Source organism: Acinetobacter sp. Marseille-Q1618, assembly GCF_902809855.1.
Taxonomy (GTDB): Bacteria; Pseudomonadota; Gammaproteobacteria; order Pseudomonadales; family Moraxellaceae; genus Acinetobacter.
Window position 1 is genome coordinate 92,242 of record NZ_CADDWJ010000004.1, and the last position, 25,862, is coordinate 118,103.

At 34.8% G+C, this 25,862-nt stretch carries 16 protein-coding genes and 4 pseudogenes; 7 read left to right on the forward strand and 13 right to left on the reverse strand.

Annotated elements, in window-relative coordinates; translation table 11 throughout:
• Nucleotides 1-43: 43 nt before the first annotated feature.
• A pseudogene (locus HUS24_RS15860) lies at nt 44-190 on the reverse strand (IS3 family transposase); the annotation flags it as partial.
• A gap of 143 nt (nt 191-333) precedes the next feature.
• Here HUS24_RS15860 and HUS24_RS15865 point away from each other — a divergent pair.
• Nucleotides 334-762: a hypothetical protein gene (locus tag HUS24_RS15865; RefSeq protein WP_173912931.1), complete on the forward strand. Its 429-nt coding sequence runs from the start codon at nt 334-336 to the stop codon at nt 760-762.
• 308 nt (nt 763-1,070) lie between these two features.
• On the opposite strand, the gene HUS24_RS15870 is transcribed toward HUS24_RS15865, so the two are convergent.
• Complete coding sequence (locus HUS24_RS15870; protein WP_173912932.1) at nt 1,071-1,538, reverse strand: hypothetical protein; 468 nt, start codon at nt 1,536-1,538, stop codon at nt 1,071-1,073.
• 532 nt (nt 1,539-2,070) lie between these two features.
• Between HUS24_RS15870 and HUS24_RS15875 the strand changes: the two genes are divergently transcribed.
• Nucleotides 2,071-2,319 (forward strand): hypothetical protein, encoded by a 249-nt coding sequence (locus HUS24_RS15875; RefSeq protein WP_173912933.1) that lies wholly within the window; start codon nt 2,071-2,073, stop codon nt 2,317-2,319.
• 71 nt (nt 2,320-2,390) lie between these two features.
• Here HUS24_RS15875 and HUS24_RS15880 read toward each other — a convergent pair whose 3' ends face one another.
• From HUS24_RS15880 to HUS24_RS17100, 11 genes and pseudogenes are all read right to left on the reverse strand, one after another.
• Entirely contained in the window at nt 2,391-3,191 is an 801-nt protein-coding gene (locus tag HUS24_RS15880; RefSeq protein ID WP_173912934.1) for a M48 family metallopeptidase, read from the reverse strand.
• Nucleotides 3,192-3,361: 170 nt separating this feature from the next.
• Nucleotides 3,362-3,897: pseudogene (locus tag HUS24_RS17095) on the reverse strand (IS3 family transposase); the annotation flags it as partial.
• A gap of 296 nt (nt 3,898-4,193) precedes the next feature.
• On the reverse strand, nt 4,194-5,948 hold the full coding sequence (locus tag HUS24_RS15885) for a DNA/RNA helicase domain-containing protein (RefSeq protein WP_173912935.1): 1,755 nt from the start codon (nt 5,946-5,948) through the stop codon (nt 4,194-4,196).
• A complete protein-coding gene (locus tag HUS24_RS15890; protein WP_173912936.1) occupies nt 5,924-6,346 on the reverse strand; it encodes a (deoxy)nucleoside triphosphate pyrophosphohydrolase in 423 nt (140 codons plus the stop codon). The genes HUS24_RS15885 and HUS24_RS15890 overlap by 25 nt, the downstream gene beginning before the upstream one ends.
• Entirely contained in the window at nt 6,346-7,182 is an 837-nt protein-coding gene (locus HUS24_RS15895; RefSeq protein WP_173912937.1) for an HNH endonuclease, read from the reverse strand. Before HUS24_RS15895 ends, HUS24_RS15890 begins: the two co-directional genes overlap by 1 nt.
• A gap of 15 nt (nt 7,183-7,197) precedes the next feature.
• The gene (locus HUS24_RS15900) at nt 7,198-8,520 is read right to left on the reverse strand and encodes an McrC family protein (protein WP_173912938.1); all 1,323 of its coding nucleotides are present in this window, start codon (nt 8,518-8,520) and stop codon (nt 7,198-7,200) included.
• Nucleotide 8,521: 1 nt separating this feature from the next.
• A complete protein-coding gene (locus HUS24_RS15905; protein WP_173912939.1) occupies nt 8,522-11,122 on the reverse strand; it encodes an AAA family ATPase in 2,601 nt (866 codons plus the stop codon).
• A 47-nt stretch (nt 11,123-11,169) separates the two neighbouring features.
• A complete protein-coding gene (locus tag HUS24_RS15910; protein ID WP_173912940.1) occupies nt 11,170-14,427 on the reverse strand; it encodes a type I restriction endonuclease subunit R in 3,258 nt (1,085 codons plus the stop codon).
• Complete coding sequence (locus tag HUS24_RS15915; protein ID WP_173912941.1) at nt 14,424-15,839, reverse strand: restriction endonuclease subunit S; 1,416 nt, start codon at nt 15,837-15,839, stop codon at nt 14,424-14,426. The genes HUS24_RS15910 and HUS24_RS15915 overlap by 4 nt, the downstream gene beginning before the upstream one ends.
• Nucleotides 15,839-18,160 carry a class I SAM-dependent DNA methyltransferase gene (locus HUS24_RS15920; protein WP_173912942.1) on the reverse strand — a complete coding sequence of 774 codons (2,322 nt, stop codon included), beginning with the start codon at nt 18,158-18,160 and terminating at the stop codon, nt 15,839-15,841. The genes HUS24_RS15915 and HUS24_RS15920 overlap by 1 nt, the downstream gene beginning before the upstream one ends.
• A 1,384-nt stretch (nt 18,161-19,544) precedes the next feature.
• A pseudogene (locus HUS24_RS17100) lies at nt 19,545-21,749 on the reverse strand (N-6 DNA methylase); the annotation flags it as partial.
• A 203-nt stretch (nt 21,750-21,952) separates the two neighbouring features.
• On the opposite strand from HUS24_RS17100, the pseudogene HUS24_RS17105 reads away from it, so the two are divergent.
• The 5 genes and pseudogenes from HUS24_RS17105 to HUS24_RS15950 form a co-directional block, all read left to right on the forward strand.
• Nucleotides 21,953-22,778, forward strand: a pseudogene (locus tag HUS24_RS17105) (RNA-guided endonuclease InsQ/TnpB family protein); the annotation flags it as partial.
• 306 nt (nt 22,779-23,084) lie between these two features.
• Entirely contained in the window at nt 23,085-23,264 is a 180-nt protein-coding gene (locus tag HUS24_RS15935; RefSeq protein ID WP_173912944.1) for a hypothetical protein, read from the forward strand.
• A 60-nt stretch (nt 23,265-23,324) separates the two neighbouring features.
• Nucleotides 23,325-24,827: a zeta toxin family protein gene (locus HUS24_RS15940; protein WP_173912945.1), complete on the forward strand. Its 1,503-nt coding sequence runs from the start codon at nt 23,325-23,327 to the stop codon at nt 24,825-24,827.
• 43 nt (nt 24,828-24,870) lie between these two features.
• Entirely contained in the window at nt 24,871-25,539 is a 669-nt protein-coding gene (locus HUS24_RS15945; protein ID WP_173912946.1) for a hypothetical protein, read from the forward strand.
• Nucleotides 25,540-25,564: 25 nt separating this feature from the next.
• Nucleotides 25,565-25,837 (forward strand): hypothetical protein, encoded by a 273-nt coding sequence (locus HUS24_RS15950; protein WP_173912947.1) that lies wholly within the window; start codon nt 25,565-25,567, stop codon nt 25,835-25,837.
• The last annotated feature ends 25 nt before the right edge of the window (nt 25,838-25,862 follow it).

A 25,862-nucleotide genomic window follows, 5' to 3' on the forward strand; every position in this document is an offset into this window, starting at 1 on the left:
ACCTTTATCAAAACGGGTAACTTTCTCTTTTTCAAGACCTGTGTCAGATTAAGTCAGAACTAATACATCTAAAGTCCAGTCCTTTTTGAATTCTCTGTTGATTATAAAATAGCTTTATATATTTTGTAATATCTGCTTTGGCTTCTACTCTTGTTTTGTAATTGAGATGGTGAGCAAGTTCGTTCTTTAATACCCATGCAATATTTGAAAAAGTTACTGCAAAGTCTTACTCTGAAACAGAATAACTTAATTTTATGTTAAATAGAGGTCAAGAAGCTCTGAAAAATTCGGTATAATATTAATGTTTATTGAGTAAATAAGAGAATTCAACCTGTGAAATACTCAAATAAAAATATAGTAAAAGCTCTTTTACTTGCTCCTTTACCGTTACTTTTTTTCACAGCAGTCCTATTTATTATAATGAATAAAGAATACAGCCTATACTCGATTTTTGTAGTTCTTGTAGGGCACGGTCTTGTTTACTTAGTTTATTGTATTTTGACTGTGCCTTTCAACTTTACGTTCTCCTTTCTTTTAAATCGTTATAATAGTCTTAATTTATTAACCATCTGTATTGCCTCTCTAATTATTGCTATTCCATTTTTTATTCTTTTGGGATGGGGGCATACAGGAAAAATTTCAGAAGAATGGTGGAAAATGTATACCAATATATGGACGATCTTTATGGCTGTATTTCCTGGCTTATGTTATTGGCTATTTCTGATTAGCCTAAAAGATAAGAAATCAAAAAATATCGGATAAATTTTTGCATAGAGATTTTTAAATTTTCCTAAAATTGACATAATATGACTTTCTTGAGATAAATGCTACTCAGTCTTGTATCCTTACTTTGTATGATGATTTGATAGGAATCAATAAGAGGAATTATAGGGATTATGTTGAATAAGATAATTTAGACTTGTACTCAGCTTAGGGTAGAAACGGTTCATTTTTTAATAAAAAGCTAAGCCTTGTATTATTTACTGCTAAAAAGCCATATTATCTTTTTAAAATACTTAGAGTTTTAGAGTAATCATGGATAATTCTGAACGTTTAATTATAGCATTTTACTATTCTATAGTTGGGATCATCTTAGGTCTAGGACTAGCAATCGTACCAGCATAGCAATGAGTTTTATTTATATAAATCTGAACTAATCCTTGATCGTAAAGCCCAAAGTTACCAAAAGTTGCACACCCCTCATAGGCTAATATTTGATTAGCATTTACATATTGATCAGGTGGTTGTGGGCTTAGATAAGCTAATGCACGTGATTGTGAGTGACTTATATTCTCATCAGGAGGAGCAATACAAATTGTAGCATCTTTGGTATCTGGTGATAATGTGACTACTGCTTTAGGTGTATAGTTGATCAACCCATCCTTCGCACATTCAGCATTTTTATCTCGACTATTAGCATTAGGAAATGTACCTGTTGGAAAAATTTTAGTTCCATCATGTAAGGTCGTTACTTTTGTAAGTTTACTTGCATTAATTCTATTAATCTCTGCTGCTCTTTCTTGAATATTTTTCTGCAATACAGAATCTTGTTCACTAGCAAAAGCTAACGGTGAAATAATCGCAAGGGCAATAAAAAGGCTAGATAGTATATTTTTTATAGATCCCCCTATAAAATAGATTTATTTTTATACAACTTTAACGATAATAACGTCTAATATTTTATCAAATCATAAAATAAAATATTACACCTCAAAATTCATACCCCAATCTAGCTTAGGTTGAGGCTTCTCCATTTCCTTTTACCACACTTTTTTATGGGCTCTTCACGTTTTACATCTAATATTCAACCATGAGTTTCATATTTTGATTGGCTATAGTGAACAATAATCTCACCCATTTAGTAGTAAAAAACGGCTTAATCCCCTTTTATTCGGCTCAGGCGCAGTGTGATAAAATACCGGTATGCATGGATTTTCTTTTTGATCATGAGTAATGTAGTTAATCAGGGAGGAATAAGTCGATTCTATGATGCTCAACCTACTTTATCTATTACAGGTTATGCAAAATTACAAATGAGCTTAGGTATGATCAGTTAATTAGGACAAAAGAATGATTGATTTTGAATCAGCAAAACTTTTAGTAGATAAGGAGCTCAGTGAAATATCACGAGCTAATGGTACAGAATGCATGATTTATGGTATCAAAGGCGATATTGAGACTGGCTGGGAATTTACCTACAATACAATTGAGTTTTTAAAAAATAAAAACTCAATATATGCTCTAGCTGGGAATTTACCCTTATTTGTTTCTAAAGATGGTTTGTTGAGCTATATTTCATTGAATGATGAAAATAATTAGAAAAGATGTATTTTTATTGTTGTCATCTTTACATGCATATATATTAGATTTATCATTTAATTCAGATATTTCTAATTATATTTTGAAGCCAGATAATAGGGCATAAACTTGGGTGCAGCAAGTTCTAATGCCTTCATACGTTCATCTGGTATAGGATGGGTACTTAATAATTCAGATAGTTTATTGTTAGATCCTTTGTTTAGCTCACCAAACTTTTTCCATAAAGTTATTGCTGCATTTGGGTTGTATCCTGCTTTCGCTGCAATCTGTAATCCTAAAAGATCTGCCTCACTTTCCTGTTTTCGGCTATGCGGTAGAGATAAGCCAAGTTTTGTACCGAAATAAGCTAAAATTTGTGCATTACCGCCTATTTGTCCTACAGCTAGATTTGTGACCAAATCACGTGAAGCACGTTCTCGTCCATGTTCTAATAGTGCGTGTGAAATTTCATGACCTATAATTGCTGCTAATTCATCATCAGTAAGTTTTAATGTAGAAATCATTCCTTCAAAGACTGCCATTTTGCCTTCACCAGTACAGAAAGCATTTATAGTAGTTGTATTAATTACATGCATTTCCCATGTCCATTGAGCTGTTTTTGGTTTAATCTCTTCAACTTGTGCAGTGATTTTTTTGGCAATATTCACAACACGTTTTGTTATTTCAGGTTTACGATCTAATACGCCTTGTTGTTTATATTGAATCATCATGGCGTTATAGCCTTTATTCGCTTCAATAAAATATTCTTGTGATGGGATCAACATAAATTGTTTACGATCGATACCTGAGAGTCCCATATTTGTTGTAGTCATACATCCAGTTAGAAATGTAGTACTAAAAGCTAGGGCTAAAGGTAAGTTTTTGGTTCTCATTTCGGCTTTATCCTTTTAATTTTTACTGTGTAACCTACATCAGTAAAGTATGATCATAATTCTTAAGTGAACTAATCTTAACTGTTAAACTAAAGCTATCCAAGAAAAAGGAATAGAAATGTATATAAAAAATCATAAACCATTAGCAATAGTAGTTAAGATATTGAATTACCTCTCCATGGAATCAGTTGATCTACTCCTCGAAGAATACGTTCCATAGGTAAGAAAAAATTTATTAATATATCCAAAGACTCACGATTGTGGTGATCAATCACATTATAAATACGATAACTGCGACCATCACTGAACTGATCATATATAAAGTTCATCGACTTAGATTCATTCTTCCTTGTTGCTAGTGAAAGGGATTCTGGTATTTCCGGCTGAATAGGCTTCTTCGGCTTGATTATTAACTTAAGCTTTTGAAAATTAAACAGACTATATTGATTGAAATATTAAATTGCTCAGCAGTTTGCTGAATAAGTGACTTTTACTGAACAGGCCTTAAAACTTTTTCACAGAACCTTTTGCAATATGTCCGACTTTAGCCGTTCATCTGCATACCTACGCTTTAAAACAGATATTTTCAATCTCAAGTTCTTTCGCATCATTACTGAAAGCCCCCTACCGCTATATTTGGATTCCCACTTATAGAATGTAGCAGAGCTCAAACCAGGTTCTAGACATCGATTATTGGTGTACCTATTTATTCAGCTTACTTCAAAATATTCATGAGTAAACTATCTGAATATTTAGATATTTTCACAGAAAATCTCATTAAACCTAAGGTTTATTATTTTCTACTTTTAAGTTCAATGATTTTTAGGGAGTATTAACATGCTCCTAGAAAGCTCCCTTTGCTTTGCTAAAACTTAACACCTTTATCAAACGGGGAGCTTTCTCTTTTCTAAGACCTGTGTCAGATCAATTCAGAACTAATACATCTAAGTTCTATGACACGAAACTTAAACACCATTTCATCCAGTAATTTTAGTGCCTCAATTAATTTTTTGGTGTAAAAACTACAATCATTCCTTCTCTTGCTCGTGTTAATAAAACTCTGTAAGCATTAATTTTTAAATTTAATTGTTCTTGATTTATTTCCGGATCATTTTTAACTGTCCATTTACCATTCTTGTAACCTAATTCATTTCCCCAGTAGAAAATAACAAAGTCTAACTCTAAGCCCTGGCATTCAAATTCATTTGCCATATATTGAAGCTTATTACAATATTCCTTTCTGTCTTTGTGACCATTAAAGTAAATGACAGCTTTATCACCAGCTAAGTAATAGCTATTTTTTCCATCTTTTTTTGGTAGAGCTACACCAGAAGACTTTAACAATCCTATGGACTTTTCGTCAGTGTTAGGATAGAAATCTAATGCCTTTTTTATGGCACCATTAAGATCACAAGATGTTTCTAAAAAAAATGCTGTTTTCTCTTTGAAAGTCTTTTTAATCTCTTTCGCTTTTTTTAAATCTCCATCTAATACTAAGTCTACCCATTCATATAAAAGCTCATTTCCATAAGAACGATAATTTTTCTTTAAAAATAAGTTGTTTCTAACATTTATTTTCTGTACATCTTTAAGTAACGTTTTTTGATTTTGTTCACTTATATAAACCTCAATATCTGCATAATCTGAGCTATTTTCAAATGGTTCATTCCACAAAGCTAAGCCTTTTTCCTCACCCAGATATATTTCTTGATTATTTCCAACCAATATAATACCTACACCCCAATCTTTCATTAGTAAACCATCCAGAAAAATCTGAGCTTCTGATTTTCCTTTCCAATTATGAATGATATGTTCTTTACGCATATCTGCTTTATTCTCATAATATTGTTCTACTTTTTGACTACTCCAGGCTCTTTGACCTTCATCGAAAATAAAAATATTTTGATGAATTTCTTGCCTATGTACCACACTTTTTTTAAAATCTTTGAAATATTTAATAAATTCTGGATTTTTCTTTTGAGTAAATTGATTAATTTTGTTTCTAAATACTTTTATTAAAGAGTCATTGCCTGATAAGTACATAGACTCATTATTTTTTAAACATGCTAATTTAAGCCCTAACATAGTTTTGCCAGAACCAGGTAGACCATTTATAAATATTAATAGATGTTTTTTACTTTCTTTTGCAGTATGAATAAGGTTTTCTATTTCTGAATAGACTTCGTCTAAATTTTCTGAAACTCCCTTGCTAAATTCTGTATTATGGCTATTTAAGATATTTTCAAATTCAGCTAATAGGTTTGAAGAAGTTATCGTCTTATTCTTTAAAAAATCCTTTATCGTGAAATTAAGTGAAATTGGCTGTTCCTGTTTGAGGATAATGTCTAAATTAGTATCTGGTGTAACTTTAAATAGTTGTACATCAATTCCAAAATCTATGACAAAACTAGAGCAATGTTTAAAATATTGCTTATATAAATCGCACTGAATTTGATCTCTTTCTGTTGAGGCTGCGTAACCCTTAAATTCTAAAATATACAATTGATTATTATGTATGAATATTATATCTGGTCTTCTCCCCCCCGATAAGGGAATAGTATATTCAAAAATTAATAATGAATTACTGAAAACGGCTTTATTTATAAAATAATCTTTCAACATCTTAATTGAGTCAGACCATGCTTTTTTCTTGGATTCAATATTATTATCATTATTTTCAAAAATTTTTAAAACATTAACTAATTCATCGGATTTAGTTAACAGGAACTCATTTATAGTTCCAGACCATGCATGCATAAATCACCTTTTTTAGATAAATATTGTAATACTGGTTTATCAGCTTCAGCCCAATCCACAGAGTGAAGCTCACTGTAGTTTAACCATGCCAATCTAATATGTTCCGTTAATTCGATATCGCCATATTCATAAGCACAAATAAAGCAATGCATTACTAGATGAAAATCTGGGTAAGTATGTTCAACAGTAACGAATAAATCTATTGGTTTAATATGTATATGTAGTTCTTCCAAAATTTCTCTAGAAATTGCTTGTTTTAAAGTTTCATCAGTTTCTACCTTTCCGCCAGGAAACTCCCACTTATAACTCACATAATCAAATTTTGCTTTTCCTCTTTGAACAACTAAAAATTTTCCATCTTTAATAATAATGGCTGCAACAACTTCAATACTTTTCATTAGTTATGTTTCTCTAAAGCTATAAGTTCAATTCTGGACAACAGTTTAACTTTATCTTCTTCTAAGTCTAAGAGATGCATACGTTTATGGCAGTTTGGGCAGAGTGCAACCGTATTGAAAATCATATCCTCGCCGCCTCTTGCCAACCAAACAATATGATGTGTTTCTAAATATGGTATTCCGTTCTTATCATGAAATGGTGCTGGTTGGTCACATAATTGGCATACACCTTTGGCTAGGCGTTTTGCATATTCGACCACGTATGCACTACGTACATATTGCTTAACAACCGTTTTATACTCATTGCTTATAGGATTACTTTTTGATGCCCGATCTTTGAGTTCATCTAGGGATAATTTCTTTGCTTGTTTCTGTCTCTTTTCCTGCCATGTCTGAATAGTTTCCTCATCAATATAGCGTTCACCAGTCTTTAATTTTAATGGAAAAACATACACTGTACGAAGATGGCCATTTTGACCTGGCTGCTGCTCTGTATAAGGTTCGCTGATTAATTCAACTGGACCTAAATAGGTATATTCATTGACCTTGAATTGCTCAAATAAGAAAACTTGAACTCCATTTATCTGAGACTGGCTCAATGTTTTATTCTGGTTAAAGTCGAGAGATTGGTCCCCTTTTAAGCCCATACCTGTGTAAAGCAAAATATCACCATCCCATCGATTTTCGTAAATTGACTCTAAATGACTTGAAATAATAATCAGGCTATTAGTTTTTTTGGCCCGACGCATCCCTCCGGAATTACCGCAACCGAAGACCTCATATAATTCCTTATTTGTTAAATTTTGGCCAATATGTAGAGTATTACTTGATAACATTTCTAGAGCGTTCCTTTAAATCATAGCCTCTACAAGTTCTTGTCCAACCAAGATACCTTTTTCCAAATCAAAGGGAAGCACAAGTAAGCTTAACTCATTTGAATAGCTAAAGTGGGGCAAATAGTCTGTGAGTTTTTGATGTTTTGGATAGATCAATATTAACTGACCTTTTTGACCTAAATACTTATTGCCATAGGCATACATCTGATACAAATCAGCCTGACTGATTCCATATTTTTCAGTGGAATTGGCTTTATCATGATGAATAAACTTCCATTTAGTATCGAGAATGACCTGACAATCACTCCCCTTATAAATCGCTAAATCAGGTTCTAATGCAAACCAGTTTTGTAGTGTTCTATTTTTAGGTGTGTGACTCACCAATGTTTGTCGACTCGGCTGAATCTGCAATCTATGACCAATTTTCAACTGAGTTTGTAGCTTTTTCGCCACATATTTTTCGAAAAGCTGCGGCATAGAAAATAGTAAAGACATACCATGGCGTTCGCCATTTTGAAATGATGGATTGATATTTAGCAATAATAGCTCACACCATGGTTTTATATCTTCGTATTGACTAAATAACTTACCTTCACGCCATTGCCCTAAGCTTTCAACGGGATCATGACATGTTGGTATCTCTTGAATTAATTCAGTAAAGTCATGCCCGATTGCGATAGAATGGTCATTCCTCGTCATTTCTAATGCATAAATTAACGCTGTTTTAATTAAGCGATTTTCGATACCATTAAACAGGAATTCATCATATTCAATTGCAAAGAGATGATCTTTACCTATCCCATGGTTAATCTGTTGTTGAACTAAAAGTCTTCCTTTCAAATAAGGCTGCTCATCTTGTAACAACTCATAATCACGTTTTAAACCATGATGAATAAGCTGCTCAAGTTCCTCTAGAAAACGTTGAATAATCCACTCATGTAGAGGCAAATCAGTTTGCTCCAAATCAGCTTCACTAATCTCTTTAGGGCGTATGTTATAGACTTCAAAGAGCATGTTTTTTAATATCTTTTTAGCTTTTCCCATATCACTATCACCTAGTTCAATTTTAGGCAAAATTTGAATCTGCTCATCATTGAAAGGGCTTTGTATATAACCGACATAAGCACCCAGTTTAAAACTGTTGCGCCGTACTTCGTCTAATACAGGAACTTGTTCTGTTTTCTCACTATGAGGAGCTTGGTACTTATCAACCATCCAATTCAAGGTCTCTTGGCTGATATAAGCGCTTCGGCTTGCTATCACCGTATTCTCAGCCTTATCAGTCACTACAGTCTTTTGATAAGACTGTAGCTCTGCGTATTCTGTTACCGTAATCATCTTACTGATAGATCTGTTGGAAACGTTTTAGATCACTAAAGCAGTCTAGATTTAGTTCAACTGCAAACAATGGATTTACTTTTGGTTGCTGCCCATACCCAAAGATATTTTCACCAATGTTTGAGTCTTGAATGATCTTTCGCTCATCCCCATCAGCAGGATTATCATTCAGCACTAAACCAATATGTTTTAAATTACTAAAGAAATATTCTTGTAGTAACGGGATGATTTTATTTTGAAAAACTATTTTAAGCGTTTGTAAATAATCTGCTTCATCCATTTTTTTACATAGAGTCATAAAATAGCTATGGCCGATTTGATAGTCCTTACCTTTTAAATATTTAATGCGCTGATTTATTGTTCTTAGTATTAAAGGAATATCTACATCATATTGTGATGCCCCTAGTTTCTCCAAAATTGAAATGTCAGGACCAACCTCCTTAAACTCAAATCGACGACGCAAGGCTAAATCTAATTGTGTTAGTGATTTATCCGCAGTATTCATCGTGCCAATCAAATATAAATTTGAAGGTACAGTAAAAGGTTCTTTTGAATATGGCAGGGTTAATTCACGCGCATCTGGCTTACCAGCACGTTTATCATCTTCAATAAGCGTAATGAGTTCACCAAAGATTTTTGAAATGTTGCCACGGTTGATTTCATCCATCACCAAGACATAGTTATGATTCTGTTCTACAGCAACTTCAGATGTTGTTAAACCATCGATCTCAATATTTTGTTTTTTTAACTCTTCAATGATATTTGACCAACTCATTCTGTATAACTCATATACAGTTTTTAAAGTTAAATTCTTTTGATCATTCAAAGCCAATATATTTAAACTAATATTCTTCGCAATCCAATTCACATCTCTAACGTGTGCATAGTCATCCTCACCAGTTACATCATAGTAATAATCAGATTTAACAACACCAATGGCTCGAATTGTTTGCTGATCTTTTAGACATAAAACAATGTCACCAATTTTTATTCTTGTGCTGAAATCATACAAAGTAGAATGTGTATTTGACTTAAGCGAATCATAATATAGTTGTTCTTTTTCAGTACGGTACTCTCTTAAATCACCAACATTACTCCAGCCAATTCTTGCTTGACCATTTTCAAAATATCTTTTACGTCGTTCCGTTTCCCAACGTTCGCCTAAAGATATCTTCCAAATAGTTGGCTCTTGGTTCAATCCTATATCTGATTGATGAATACCTTGTGATTTCATCGCTGCAATAGTAATACGCTTAAAAATACCATCTTCAATTTTGTATGCGATATTTTTCTCATCTTCAGGTATATATGCTTTTAAGCCTTCAATGAAGTCTTCATAACTAAAACTTTGATGGAAAGTAGTAAAAGCTATTTGTTTTACTTTAATCAGCTCATCATATTTTTCTTTAATAATCTTATGACGCTCGCTAATGTGCGTCTCTGTTATTGAGGTATACCACTCTGGATCAGCAATTTGGACAGCCAATTCTGTTGTGGCATATGTTTTACCTGTGCCAGGAGGCCCATAAAGAATTTGATTTAAAGGAAAATTATGAATCTGACTTTTAATAATATCAACTTCTGAATCATTCTTATTTTCGGAATCTGTAAACATAATATTTGAGCCTTCATACCAATCTAAAAGCATTAAAAAATCATACCAATTAAAATTTTTATTTGTCCTAATTAGACAAACCTCTTTATTAGCAAGTTTAGGAGCGTGTCTAGCTAAATTAGCATTACCAACCTTTCTCCATTGAGCATTTAATCCCAGAGTATCAGGGATTTTATCTTCAAAAATTATATTAAAATATTCAGATTTATTACTAATCTCTAAGGCAATCTGTTTACCATCTTGTGTGGAAAAACCTTTTATATATTCTACACTTGCCGTAATTCTATGTAATCTTATAGATAATAGTTCTTCAGCATTTCTTTTATTAAATGTTTTTTCATTTATATACCAACAGGTATGCGAAAGACATGCCAAAGTCGCTTTGTAGTTTTGTTTAATAAGCTTTAATAAGCTTGAATACTCTTGCCATTGAATATAACTATTAGTCGGAAAGCCACGTGAATTAAGCCATGTGACTGTTTGCCCATCTATAGGAAAAAACTTGTTTGGGAACAAAACGAACATCATTTGTGTTAATTTAGCAAGAGCCGTTTGTTTTACCAGTAAAGCCTTATTAAAATTGATCTCAATATTATGGTCTTTATGAATTGCCTCGAATAAATTCCATAAAATTGTAATGTCAGATTCTCCTCTTTCTTTTTTATAAGAAAATAGGTTGGCTTTGACAGACATCACATTAGGAACACCAGAAAAATCATTTGGTACCGTATAATTTATTTTTACATTTGTATTTAACTCAGTGAGCAATTTAATTCTATTAGAATCTCCATACTTCAGAATTTGGGCAACAAAACTAAAAGGATCAATGTCTTTTAATAATACATCTTTATTTGATGCAGCATCATGTAATCCATTTTCTACCCCAATATTCATTAGTATTGGGATTAGTTCATTTCTTTTATCTTTATATTCTAAAAGCCATTTTGAAATTTTTTCAAATGGCTCTATCCAAGTAAATTTTTCCACAATTTTCTCTAAAATTTATTAATAAATAATGACTTTTTAAATGTTCGTTAGTTAGGAGTTTTATTCACCAACACATCATAAATAATATGCGCAAACTGCTTCATCTTCGCTGGGTCACTCATAAGCTGTGTCATTTGCTCCATATGCGCTGTATTGCTATCTAGTACGGCATCATCTAATGCCGTATCAAACTCACCTAACATGGCTTGCTCACGTGGATTATTGTGAATCTGCGTCATCATACGTGTATTCTCAGCCATCTTATCTGCAACGGTATAGGCATAATTAATCATGTCTTGATCAGTCAGATTATCTGTCACAAATAGGTCATTCACACGGCGTAAAATTTGTGACAGGAAATCCTCTTTCTTATCTTTTGCCTTCGCTGTACCTACATCATTGGCAGGCTCAAGCTTATGCTCGGTGCTACCAGCTTTGAGCTGAATATCTTGCTGACGGAGCTTAGACAAGCGGTAATGACTCATTGCGACATTACTTAGGTCAATCTCATCTTCATCAGCCATTTGTTCACGAAGTAATGGACGTAACGCACGTGCATATAAACTCAGCTTCTCTAAGTCCCTATCATCGTATTCTATGATCTGAGACATAAACTCGTAAAAACGCGTAAAACTACCCAAATCCTTCTTAAAGATTTCTAAGGCATCTCGAGCTTTCTTCGCCTCTGAAAATTCATTTTCAGCATTGGCAATCAAGACGGCGTCACCAGTTTGTTTACAACGTTCTAGACGATTCTTAGTGACATCATAATCATTCACCGCTTCGGTATAGCGTTGTTGCCAACGTTGCATTGCTGGTTTACAGATATTTGAAAGTACTGCGTTAGATTTATTCTTGCTATAGAACGCCGTGGTAAATTGCTCTACCTCATTCCATTGATAAATCCCTGATGCTTTAAGCTTATTGAATAAGTCATAGACTTGATCAGGATTAGACACATCTGCGAGTTCTGCCGTTTGGTAGTACGGTTGGAAGGCGTCAAGAATGTCTTGAGGGTCATTAAAGAAATCGAGGACAAAGGTACCTGATTCAGCTTTCGCAGGATAAGTACGGTTTAAACGAGATAAGGTCTGTACGCATTCCACACCACCCAATTTTTTATCCACGTACATGGCACATAGTTTCGGTTGGTCAAAACCTGTTTGGAACTTGTTTGCCACGATCATCACCTGAAAGTCATCGCTATCGAATGCTTTACGCATCTCACGACCTTTCAAGTTTGGATTCATATTGCTTTCAGTGAACTTCTGCCCAATCAAATGACCGCAATTGGCATCATTGTCGTTAAATTCAACTTCACCTGAGAATGCCACCATTGCCTGAATATTTTCATAATTCTGCTCGGCAATGTATTTATCAAAGGCTTGTTTATAGCGCACGGCTTCTTTACGTGAACTGGTCACCACCATAGCTTTGGCTTGGTTATTCAGTAAGCCTATAATATTTTTTTTAAAATGCTCAATGATGATATGCACTTTTTGCGAAATATTATGGTCATGTAGGCGTACCCACTGATTCAGCTTGGTCTTGGCTTTCTTGGCATCAACCGTGTCGTTTTTTTCTTCAATCTTCTGTTTCAGCTTATAGATGACTTTATAATTGGTGTAGTTTTTTAGGACATCCAAAATAAAGCCTTCTTCAATCGCTTGGCGCATTGAATAGACATGGTATGCCACAGGAATATTGATTTTAGATGGTGGCATGGTTGGATCAGGCAAACGACCAAAAAGCTGTAAGGTTTTATCTTTAGGGGTTGCGGTAAAAGCATAGAAACTTAAATTTGCACTGCCTTTACGTGATGCCATGACGGCATCAAGCACATCTTCTGAGGAAAGATTGTCATCTTCCTCGCGCTTTTCAATCATCAAAGTTTCTTTGAGTTGACGTGCAGTCGATCCGCTTTGTGATGAATGTGCTTCATCGGCAATCACGGCGTATTTACGCTCTTTTAGACTGGTACTGTTTTCAATCGCACGCAATACAAATGGGAAGGTCTGAATCGTCACAATAATAATCGGCTGTGCCATTTCCAAGGCTTTTGCCAACTTTTCAGATTTAGAACCATCACCTTCTTTGTTGTTAATCCGCCCCACCACGCCATCAGCATGTTCAAACTGATAGATCGTATCCTGTAACTGAGCATCTAAAATGGTTCGGTCTGTCACCACAATGACTGAATCAAACATCTTTTTATTGTTAGCATCATAAAGACTAGACAGCTGATGCGCCGTCCATGCAATCGAGTTGGATTTACCTGAACCTGCACTGTGCTGAATCAGGTATTTTTGCCCTGTGCCTTCAGCCAATGAATCCTGAACTAAGTTATTCACCACTTTCCACTGGTGATAACGTGGGAAAATCAGACTTTCTTTTTTAGTCTTTAGACCTTCCCAATTTTCTTTTTCTTCAATCTGTAGATGGATAAAGTTAGCAACAATATTCAGCAAGCTATCAGGCGTGAGCACTTCATTCCATAAATAGCCTGTAGCGTATTCATTGGTATCTTCAGGAATATCATTGCCTGCGCCTTGTTCCTTTGTACCTTTGTTAAATGGCAAAAAGTAAGTGCTATCACCATTGAGCTGAGTCGCCATATAGACTTCATACTGACTTACAGCAAAGTGTACCAATGCTCCACGTTTAAACATGAGCAAGGGTTCAGGCTTATTGGTTTCGGGGTCTTTCGGTAAGCGGGTTTTTCTGTACTGTGTCATGGCATTTTGCACAGCTTGTTTAAACTCGGACTTCAGCTCCATGGTTGCCACAGGAAAACCATTGATAAACAGTACAAGGTCTATACGCCATTTTTTGGCTTGTTTGCCTGTTGCTTCTAATTCGGCTTTGTTGGCGTATGGGCTATACACCAATTCAGGCACAACACGGCAGATGTTTTGTTTATAGTTTTCATTCAGTTCAGGGTTTAAGCTATGTTCGGGTTTAAACTGACAAAATGAGAAACGTACGCCACGAGTACGAATCCCATGACGCAACACACCCAATGTGCCATAGCTACGAGATTGCACATCGGTGGCATTGATATCGGCTTTTTTCAGTTGTGCTTCGACAGTATCTAGAAAATGGCGTTCGGTGTCATTAGGGAAGATGCTTTTAAACTTTTGCCATTCCTTGTCTTGAGTCTTTTGCACAAAGTCTAGAATGTCTTGGGTATAGAGTGCTTTTTCTCGGTTATAGCCTGTACCTGAGCTAATCTGCCAACCATGCGACTGCATTTGAGTAATGATGTCATTTTGGAACGCTGTTTCTTTAGTAACATCACTGCTCATGCGCCAAGCTCCGTTTTAGCATCATTATTTTTATTTGGGTTTTGCCAATGGCGTACGTCAATCTTACCTGTAACCGCAGAGGAAATTAGGGCTGTACGGCGCTCTTGCATTAGTTCAATGGCTTTAGTTGCATTCAAAACTAATAAATCAAAGGTTTGTACTTTCTGTGATATATAATCCACTAATTCCAGTTGTTCTGTTAAAGGTGGAATAGCTGACACAAACTCTAAAATCGAAGTTTTTGTAATGTTATTTGCCATACCTTCTGCCCCACTAATTGCTCGTTCAATCAGTGTGCGCATATATGGTGTTGCCATTAAAAGCGTAAAAAACTTTGCATCACAATCTTTGGTTAAATGAATACGGAAAATCTTATCTGACAATAATAAATTTTCTTGAACATCATTTGGGACTAAAGCAACTGATCCAATTAAGTTGATAGAACCACTTGCACGGGACATCAGTACATCGCCTGCTTTTACTTGATATTGAGTATGGGGCTTAGTATGTTCAGGCAATGCTTTATTCTGCTGAGAATGGAAAACACCATTATTGACGCAACTAGTTTTTAGAACTCCCCATTGTTCTGATGTAGCAGGAATATTTTCACACTCAGGACTTTTCCCTTGCTCCATCAAATGAATAATTCTTTTAATAGGTGCAACTTTCCAATGTTCAGGCACTTGCCCTAACCATTCCACACCCGAATATTTCATAGTGACATCAGGATTTAAACCTTTGGTCACCGCATGGCTAATCACCGCTTGACGCTTTTCTTTAAGCAATTCAATCAGCTTTTCTTGTTTGGCAATTAAAGTATCAATTTGTGCGGTTTCATGGTCGAGGAAATTGGCGATTTGAGTTTGTTCATCAGGAGATGGAAGCCAAGCATCAGCCGATCTCAACATAGCTTGTGTAATACTGAAAACCTTAACGCCTTTCACTGCTAATTGAATTTGAGAACGAAATTCCTTCGAATCAAACAAATAAGCATAAAACCTACTAGAATTTGCATTGTGGGGACGAGCAATAACTGTATGATAGCCTGCAAATATCCGCTCATCACCTACTAAATGCGTAAAATTTCCCGAACCTTTCAAATCCTCTGAAGTATCAGCAAAAATAAAATCTCCAATATTCAAAAGCGCATTTTCTGATGTTTTTAAGTAGTTTTCACTCACATATTTTAATGGATGTTTTTTAGGATTAACTTCGAACCCATATTTAGAATGGACTTCACCATAGTTCACACATGGAATACCTTCATCTTGAAGATTCTCTTTTGTGATAGATAAGCCTTTACTAAAATCAAATAGATATCTTAATTTGCTCATTGCCCAATGATTAGGAATTTGACCTAACCATTCAATACCTGAATCTTGATACTCAGCATATTTTTGATACTTCGCCATTAAGAATGCACCTCTTGCAGAAGTGCCATAATTTCACGGCTCACCGCATCCAAATCCGCATCAATCTCGCTTAAATCACGTGGCGGTTCATATACATAAAAATGACGGTTAAACGGAATCTCATAACCCACAATACCAATTTCGCTATCGAGTGCATCACGCTTATCGGCATTGATCCACGCATCAGCGACATGCGGTTGCACTTCACGTTTAAAATAAGACTCAATTAAATCGGTGGTGCTGACATTTGGATTAAGCGCAATATTTTCCGCATCACGTAAATCACCATCCTGCACAAATTCAACCACTTTGCCCTTATAGCTAAACTGACCATAAAGCGGATTTTCAGCGCCTTTCACCACTTTATTGATGACAGGTTCAGCATCGGCATTTTTCCAAGTAATGGCATCAATAAATTGCTTTTTCTCTTTGGTTTCAAGTTTGATATTGGCATCTTTTAAGGCTTGCTTCATTACATCATCAAAAGCATTAAAGTCGTCAGATTGCGCCGTGCCAATTTTGGCTTGTAAGGCTTGGGCTTTGCTCAATAAGGTGTGTTGCTCTAACCATAATTTTGGCTCAAGTACGGTCTTAATGTCTTTTTCTTTGAGTTCACTAAATTCGGCTTTAATCAGCGCACGGATTTCGGCTGCATATTCACTTAGCTCGCCGTAGCTGTCTGCTGTCCAAGTATTGCCATAATCATCAAAAAGCTTTTGCATCACGGCATTAAATGGCTTCGGTGCAAAACGTAAAGTGGCAATACGCTCATCACTCACCTGAGCCGATAAACGTAAAGGACGCTCAATGGTCACACGGCGGTAGCCAAATTCATAGTTATTAAAAATCTTGCTTGAGAAAGTTTTAGCAGATTCGTTTTTAGGCGTAGCAGATTGACGACCACGATTCGATTTTACATCGGCAGGTTTATCTAACTCACGGGCATCCATGACTTCAAAATTGCCATATGTGCGTGTAATGAGCGTAATATCATCTTCGCTCATCTCGTTACGTTTAGAGCCTAGCGATTTACGCATTTTGCTATATAGATTAGTACCATCAATCAGTTGTACTTTACCTTTACGCTTGGTATCTTTTTTATTGCTGAGTACCCAAACGTATGTGGCAATGCCTGTGTTATAGAACATATCAGTTGGTAGGGCGATAATCGCTTCTAACAAATCGGCTTCTAAAATATAACGGCGGATTTCACTCTCACCACTGCCTGCACTGCCTGTAAAGAGTGGCGAACCATTCAAGATAATCCCGATACGGCTACCTTGCTCTTGCTCGGCATCTGGCTGACGCATCTTGCTAATCAAGTGCATTAAGAATAATAACGAACCATCCGATACACGTGGCAAGCCTGCACCAAAGCGACCGTCAAAGCCTTTTTGCTCATGCTCAGATTTAATATCGTCTTCAATCTTTTTCCAATCTACCCCAAATGGCGGATTTGATAGCATGTAGTCAAACTTGTCATTTGCCAACTGGTCATTGGACAAGGTATTGCCGAGTTTAATGTTACGTACATCCTGACCTTTAATCAGCATATCAGCTTTACAGATGGCATAAGACTCAGGGTTTAACTCCTGACCATATACACGAATCACCGCATCAGGGTTATGCTCACGTACATATTCTGAACCTGATGATAAAAAACCGCCTGTGCCCGCCGTTGGGTCATATACGGTACGGATAATACCTTCTTTGGTTAAAGCATCATCATCTTTACCAAACACTAATCCTGTGGTTAAACGCACAATGTCACGTGGGGTAAAATGCTCACCTGCAGTTTCATTTGAACCTTCAGCAAAACGGCGGATCAGTTCTTCAAAGACCAAACCCATTTCATGATTGGATACCGCACTTGGACTTAAATCTGTGTTGGCAAATTTCTGTACCACTTTATAGAGTAAGTTGGCGTCATCCAAGAGCCCTAAAAACTCTTCAAACTTAAAGTGCTCAAAGATTTCACGTGCATCAGCTGAAAAGCTTTGAATATATGTGTTTAGGTTAGAACGGATATCTTTTTGACCCAAACTACTTAAATCTAATTCTGAGGTATTACAGAAAGCTAAGCCCTGTGTCGCCTTTAATAGCATTTTTTCTTTGGCTTCTTCAGGCAATTGCAGCAGCTTTACCTTTTCATAGGCTGTGAGTACATTTGCTTTAGTGGGCGCAAGTACACACTCTAAACGGCGTAGTAGAGTGAAGGGTAAAATCACACGCCCATATTGCGATTGTTTAAAATCTCCACGTAAAAGATCGGCTACCGACCAAATAAATGCAGCAACCTGTGAAAAGTTATGATTTGTCATTTAAAAATACCGCTTGCCTGAAGGCAGTAAAAATCTGAAATTTATAAGTTTAATTGTGCCTTAAAGCAGAAGCAGATACCATCACTCATGTATCATTATCTCTACACTTTCCTGAAATTACTTCCCATTCCTTAAACTTATAGGTTTCCATATTAGGATAGGGGCAAACATACCTTAATTTTTTTTCATCCTTCATTGAATCGCTATAAAAGTAAAAAGCTTTTATTTCGCTTTGATTGATTGACTCGTCCCAAATTAGAATTGGAAAAATTTCGATAACCGATATATTTTCATAATCATCGGTATCACCAGTTATTAGATACAATTGATTTGAGATTAAAGGAGAGGATGTTTTAATCAATTTTGATTTTGATGGATTAACTCCAAAACCTTTCAAAATATCAACTTCATAAGTAAATTTTTGACCATCATATTTACTTTGAATAGGACTGATTAAAGTTGTATTTGAAAAAAAATCTCTTAAAATATTTTGAATTATTTCATTAAATTTTTTTACTGATACCATTGAGTTATTAACGGCATTAGCGGATGGCAATCCTCTATGAGCAATATCATTTCTTAACGATGTCGCATCTCTCAGTAACTTGATTACATCATAATTTAGAAAATATGAAAGAATTTCTTGCTCAGCGAACTCTGGATTCGATTCAATTTCATTATTCATATGCTTATGAGAAAACCCCATAGTTAAAGATTCCATATTCTTAGTTCTTTTACTATAAAATAAATTTTTTTTAGGGTTATGTTTTCCAAATAAAATAGATAATAAATACATTCCTAGAAATTCATAAAACTTAGTAAATGCTTCACACCTATCACGATCATTAAATCTAGATTCTGCTAACTCCCAGAGTATTGCCAGAGGTGTAGGAAGCATAGTTGAAAATTCATTTTCATATCTTTCAGCAGCCTCTAAGTATGGTTTGATTTGATATTTACTTTCTTCAAAACTATTTAATGTGGAATTTTTTAATAAGTTTATTTGTTCAAGTACAACCTCACACTCTTTAAAAAAATCAACAATCTCTAATTGTTTTTTCATTTCTGGAATATCTAGCTTAAGATTTATCCAATTATTAAAATTTATATTTTTTATTATAGAAGTTGTATTTAGTGAGCTATCCAACCAATCCTTCCCTTCAGGTAATGACAAAAAAGTATTATAATACTGATAATTTAAGATACTACTATCTACTGTAAATCTAGTTAAATTTGAACTATAGCTTTTATCTTCAATGTCAGAAAAAAGTACTATTTCGCCAGAATACCTATTTAATACAAACTCACCATTTTTGTCTGTATTGATTAAATTTTTAATCCGTAATATATCTCTATTTTCAATTATAAGCTGTTCATCTTTGATAAATTTACGATGAAAATCTATTAAATACCCTACAGTTCCAATTTCACCATCTTTATCATCACGCTTATCTGCATTGATCCACGCATCAGGCACATGTGGCCCAACCTCTCTCTTAAAGTAAGATTCAATTAAATCTGTGTTGCTGACATTTGGGTCAAGAGCAATGTTTTCCGCATCACGTAAATCAGCATCCTGCGCAAACTCAACCACTTTTCCTTTGTAACTAAACTGACCATAAAGTGGATTTTCTATGCCTTTAACTACCTTGCTCACTACAGGTTCAGCATCGGGATTTTTCCATGTAATCGCATCAATGAATTGCTTCTTTTCTTTGGTCTTAAGTTTTACATTAGCATCTGTCAAAGCCTGCTTGAGTACCTCATCAAAGACATTAAAGTCATCAAACTGCACGGTACTAATTTTGGCTTGTAAAGCTTGAACTTTAGCTAGTAAGGTGCGTTGTTCTAACCAGAATTTTGGTTCAAGAACGGTTTTAATGTCTTTTTCTTTTAACTCACTAAATTCGGCTTTAATCAGCGCACGGATTTCGGCTGCATATTCACTTAGCTCGCCGTAGCTGTCTGCTGTCCAAGTATTGCCATAATCATCAAAAAGCTTTTGCATCAAAGCATTAAATGGCTTTGATGCAAAACGTAAGCTAGCAATACGTTCATCACTCATCTGAGCAGATAAACGTAATGGACGCTCAATTGTCACACGGCGATAACCAAATTCATAGTTATTAAAAATCTTGCTTGAGAATGGCTTTTGCTGATCGCTTTCACCATCATTGTTATTCAACTCCCTCTTATTAAAGGGAGACATAGGGGAATTTTCCAACGCTTCAAATGCGCCGTAGTTTTGCGTAATGGTACGTATTTCTTCATCTGTTAAATAATTACGCTTTGAGCCTAGAGTTTTACGCATCTTCGAGCTTAAATTGGTGGCATTAATCAAATGCACTTTCCCTTTACGCTTAACTTCTTTGTTATTGCTCAGCACCCACACATACGTTGCAATACCTGTGTTATAGAACATATTTGTAGGTAGAGCGATAATCGCTTCTAAGAGATCTGCTTCTAGGATATAACGACGGATTTCACTTTCACCACTTCCTGCACTGCCGGTAAAGAGTGGCGAACCATTCAGGATAATACCAATACGACTGCCTTGGTCGTTACCATTGGCATCACGCATCTTACTAATGAGGTGCATTAAGAATAATAGCGAACTATCCGATACACGAGGCAAGCCTGCACCAAAACGACCATTAAAGCCCATTTCAGTATGCTCAGATTTAATATCATATTCAATCTTTTTCCAATCCATACCAAATGGCGGATTCGAAAGCATATAATCAAATTTGTCATAAGAAAATTGGTCATTGGATAAGGAATTACCAAGTTTAATGTTACGGACATCCTGACCTTTAATTAACATATAGGCTTTACAGATGGCGTATGACTCAGGATTTATCTCTTGACCATAAACTTTAATCACAGCTTCAGGGTTATACTCATATAGATATTCTGAACATGATGATAAAAATCCGCCTGTACCCACCGTTGGGTCATATACGGTACGTATAATGCCTTTTTTCGATAAAGCTACATCATTTTTACCGAGTACTAAGCCTGTAGTTAAACGTACAATATCACGTGGGGTAAAATGCTCACCCGCAGTTTCATTTGAGCTTTCAGCAAAACGTCGTATTAGCTCTTCAAACACTTCCCCCATTTCAACATTCGATATAAATTGATCACTAAGATCAATAGAGCTCATTTTATCTACCACACTAAACAATAGATTAGTACTATCTAATAAACGTATGAATTCATAAAAATTAAAGTGTTCAAAAATTTCACGAATATTCTCCGAAAAACTAGCAAGATACCTATATAAATCGTCATGAGTATGGTATCGACTTAAGTTTGAAAGGCTAAATTCAGAAGTGTTATAGAAGAATAGTCCTCTAGTAGCTTTTAAAATAAATTCTTCCTGGGCTTCTTTAGGCAGTGCGGGGTTTACAGTTTTACTGGCTTTTAATACGTCATCTTTACTAGGTATGAGAACACACTCTAAACGACGCAATAAGGTAAATGGTAAAATCACACGTCCGTATTGGGATTGTTTAAAGTCACCACGCAAAAGATCAGTTACTGACCAAATAAATGCTGTAACTTGTGAAAAATTATTATTTGTCATTTAAAAATACCGCTTGCCTGAAGGCAGTAAAAATCTGAAATTTATAAGTTTAATTGTGCCTAATTGAATTTTATTTTTCTATCAAAAATTAGGGGCTGTTGACATTTGTGGGCTAAAAATAGTGAGATAGTAAAATCAAATCGCTAACCCAATTTTACACTCGCTATGCATCAACAATACTGAATGATCAACACTGGTCTAAGTTAACTGCTATTGCGGAAGAATTAGTCACCCGAAGAAAGAAGCTCAAAAAAGCTAAACTGAAATGGCGTATCAGCAATAAAAAATCAGCTAGGCCTTGAATATCCTTCAAGATAGTAGCGATTAAATATGCTGATAACTATGTTCAATATGGTAAGATTCAATTCAAGCTATGGGACAGTTATGAATTAAGTCAATAATAGGCTCGTTTGTAGAGGACAGTCGTAGACGTTGATATGTATGTCTGTTAATACCATCAAAACAAAAAAACGCCAGCTAAGACTTCAATAAATATAGATTTAGCCACTTGTTCAGATGGGGTAAAGCTCAAAGCTCCTAAAATCTATCAACAATACGAACAAAAACTTGGCATTGCACAACGTGTAAAAAATAAGAAACGTGTTAAAGCTATTCACACCAAGATTAGAAATCTACGTCAAAACATGCTGCATCAATTCAGCCATAAACTGGTGAATGAACATGCAGCAATCTTCGTTGGCAATGTGAATACCAAAGCATTAGCACAGACTAGATTAGACAAGTCAGTATTAGATACAAGTTGGGCAACACTTAAAATCATGCTCAAGTATAAATGCGAGAAGGCAGGAGGGTGGTATGAAGAAGTTAACGAAAGCCTGTGCTACCCAAACTTGTTCGTGCTGTGGCTCACGCTGCGGTAGTCCGAGAGGTAGAGCAGGCTTAGGAAAAAGAGAATGGCAGTGCATGGAGTGCGGTACGCTTCATGATAGTTATAGAGATATAAACTCAGCACTCAACATTCTTGTGCTCGGACATGAGCGTCTCGCAGGAGGAATCCCCGTCCTTTAAGTCAGAGAGGATCTCAAGATTCTTGTCAATCAATCATGGTATCACATTCAAAATCTCCGAAGCATTGCCTTGCTCAATTATCACATCTCAACAATAAATAATTTTTTATCAATAATTTGACTTCTACAATCTGTATTGTTATAGCCTCATCTTTGATGTCTTAAGTGTAATTAAAGCTCACCACCTTATCACACAAGAATAATGTTGGATTTTATCTCAATTATGTTTTTATTTTATTGTTATATCTTTAATTAAATCTTAATAGTGATATAATTTATACATAACCAAATCAAACTAGAATTTACGATGAATAAAGTTACTGAAGGTTCAAATCTCAAAAAAGTATCTATATTGGAAGCTTATCGTACCCTTGCACGTGAACAAGGTGAGGCTTCTAAAAATCCCGATCATCCTGTAAATAAAAAACTAATTGAGAGCTTAGAGGCGGAACAATTAGAGCTTAAAAGGATTCGTTCAATCAAATAAAACCAATTTCATAAAAACTTTATACTCTTGATGAGATAAAACTTTAAAAAGTAAAATAAAATGACAAATGATGATAATGAAGATGATAGCAAAATAGCTATTATCGTTGCAGGTGGCAATGGATCTGGGAAAACAAAATTAATTTCTGAACAAATTATCCCAAGATTTGAATCATTTAATTTAAATATCAATTTTATCAATGCTGATATTTGGCAAAAAGAACATTTTGGTGAGTTTACTAATGATCCATCACATGCTTTACAGGCTGCACAATGGGCAGAAGAAGAAAGACAAAGGAATTTAGATCAAGGTATATCTTTCATTGCTGAAACTGTATTTTCTCATCCTTCTAAGATTGAGCTTATTAAAGAAGCCAAAGATAAAGGCTTCTTTGTTGCACTCAATCATATTCATTTAGATACACCCGAAATCGCGCTGTCTCGTATAGAGCAACGTGTCGAATTAGGTGGTCATGGAGTGTCCGAAGAAAAAGTACGGCAACGTTATCAACGTGTCATCCCCCTCATTGCTGAAGCATCTCAATATGCCGATGAAACAATAGTGTTTGATAATAGTGTCATGAATCAGCCTCACAGTGCAGTAATGAAGCTTGAGTACGGTAAAATATCTGAGATCTACAGGGCTTTACCTAGATGGGTGGTTGAGTGCTACGCCAAGCAATTGGCTGAAACTACTCTTTCTTATGAATCATCTTTGACAGAGATTCAGAGTGCAACCAAAGCGAATGATATTAAAGAGAAACTCGGTTTTAATTATGACTCTAGTATTTTTCCTGATCTTCAAGATATACCGACCTACCCTAAGGGTCATGTAGTTCATCAGTATCAATCCAATCTTCCAAATCATATTGAAAATGCAGCAGTATTATCCAATAATCCTATTGGAATTGAAGGCATTAAAGAAATTATGTCTGGATATTCTATTCCTAATCAAAAGCTATCAGATCTCCATCAGATCCAAGATTTACTTGCCGGCTCTAAACATTTGATTAAGATGTTTGAAAATGATGGATTTAAATTTAACAAAGAGACATACCTAGAACTTAATAAAAAAGTTGCTGCACATGATTCATTCGAACCTGGTGTATTTCGTGGTGAAGGTCAAGAGACAGCATTTACCCCATATGTAGGTATCCGACACCATATTAGCCATAAACCAATTGCGACTGAAGAAGATGCACCCAAGCTAAATAAAATATGGGAAGATGGTATTGAGGCTCTTAAGTCCATCGAAAATCCAATGGAACGAGGTATTGCGACTTATCTATTTTGCGCCAAGAATCAATTTACTTTTGAAGGTGAAAAGCGAACTGCACTTCTTATGATGAATGGCGAATTAATGAATTCAGGTTTACAAGCAATGAGTCTGCCTAAAGAGAACACCTTTGCCTTCCAGGATAAAATGCTTAATTTCTATAAGACCAATGATGCTTCTTCAATTATGGAGTTTATGGTGAATTGTTACCCTGAAATAACCAATATTCGTCAGAATGCTGTTAAGAATGAAAGAAATCAAGATTTTGAAATTACAAGATCAATTTAAACCAGGGGATTAATCCTCTTACCTTATCTTTATGGATATATCAATGGATTCAGTACACCCTTTTAAATTTCAATGGAATGCTTATTTAATTCCAAAATTTGAACATTTAATTCAACCCAACAATACAGATATTCTTTACAATTTTAGTGAAGATATGAATGAAACAATCCAATTTTCATTAATGTTGATAGAAAATAAAATTCATACTCTAGATCAAATCGAATTACTTAAAAATGAAATAACAGTAGGATACTGTACCCTTAAAGAGCAACAACAGGCATTAGACTATATAAGATCCTTCAATGCCGTCAATGAAAATCTTATGACAGGTAATTTCGATCTATCTATTGATACTTTGAATGAACTTGTTTTCATAATTTATTCAACAGATCACGAATTTATTCACTTGTATCAGCATGAAGATATTCAAAAATATATATCTAAATGCTTGTGTTACTTAGAAAAAATTGATAATGAATTTTTGAAATCAATTTTAGTATATTTAATGATTGTTAATTTAAATATAAATAGTAAATCAATGTATTTACTAGCATACCTAATATCAAGTGGAATATTAATTAATAATAATATTCCACCTTTTTCATTTAACTCATCTAAAATTCAAAAGTATAAAATTCTTATGAATGAGTTTAAAATAAATCATAATGCTGATGGATTGATTGACCTACTGATCAGATCAATTAGAAGTTAAGAATAAATTATTAGAGGATTTAACTATGTTGAAATTTGGCTTATTGATATTTACCTTTATTTTTTCTATTAATTTAAGTTATGCGGAGAACCTTTATATAATTGAAAAGGACGGCAAGCCTAAGAACATGTATCGGGTAACATTATATACTGCTAATGAAGTTAAATTTGATAAACCTATAGATAATACTGGTATTCCAGTTAAAACAAATGATTTAAATGCACCTCCAAATACCATTAACATTGACTTAGATGTAATACAACAAGATTTAGATAAAGAGTTAAATGGTTATAAATAGCTATGCGAGTGGAAAATCTGTTTAA

Coding starts and splice junctions, on each gene's coding strand:
- HUS24_RS15875 (WP_173912933.1), top strand. CDS start 2,071: ATGATTGATTTTGAATCAGCAAAACTTTTAGTAGATAAGGAGCTCAGT.
- HUS24_RS15880 (WP_173912934.1), bottom strand. CDS start 3,191: ATGAGAACCAAAAACTTACCTTTAGCCCTAGCTTTTAGTACTACATTT.
- HUS24_RS15885 (WP_173912935.1), bottom strand. CDS start 5,948: ATGCATGCATGGTCTGGAACTATAAATGAGTTCCTGTTAACTAAATCC.
- HUS24_RS15890 (WP_173912936.1), bottom strand. CDS start 6,346: ATGAAAAGTATTGAAGTTGTTGCAGCCATTATTATTAAAGATGGAAAA.
- HUS24_RS15895 (WP_173912937.1), bottom strand. CDS start 7,182: ATGTTATCAAGTAATACTCTACATATTGGCCAAAATTTAACAAATAAG.
- HUS24_RS15900 (WP_173912938.1), bottom strand. CDS start 8,520: ATGATTACGGTAACAGAATACGCAGAGCTACAGTCTTATCAAAAGACT.
- HUS24_RS15910 (WP_173912940.1), bottom strand. CDS start 14,427: ATGAGCAGTGATGTTACTAAAGAAACAGCGTTCCAAAATGACATCATT.
- HUS24_RS15915 (WP_173912941.1), bottom strand. CDS start 15,839: ATGGCGAAGTATCAAAAATATGCTGAGTATCAAGATTCAGGTATTGAA.
- HUS24_RS15920 (WP_173912942.1), bottom strand. CDS start 18,160: ATGACAAATCATAACTTTTCACAGGTTGCTGCATTTATTTGGTCGGTA.
- HUS24_RS15935 (WP_173912944.1), top strand. CDS start 23,085: ATGAATAAAGTTACTGAAGGTTCAAATCTCAAAAAAGTATCTATATTG.
- HUS24_RS15940 (WP_173912945.1), top strand. CDS start 23,325: ATGACAAATGATGATAATGAAGATGATAGCAAAATAGCTATTATCGTT.
- HUS24_RS15945 (WP_173912946.1), top strand. CDS start 24,871: ATGGATTCAGTACACCCTTTTAAATTTCAATGGAATGCTTATTTAATT.
- HUS24_RS15950 (WP_173912947.1), top strand. CDS start 25,565: ATGTTGAAATTTGGCTTATTGATATTTACCTTTATTTTTTCTATTAAT.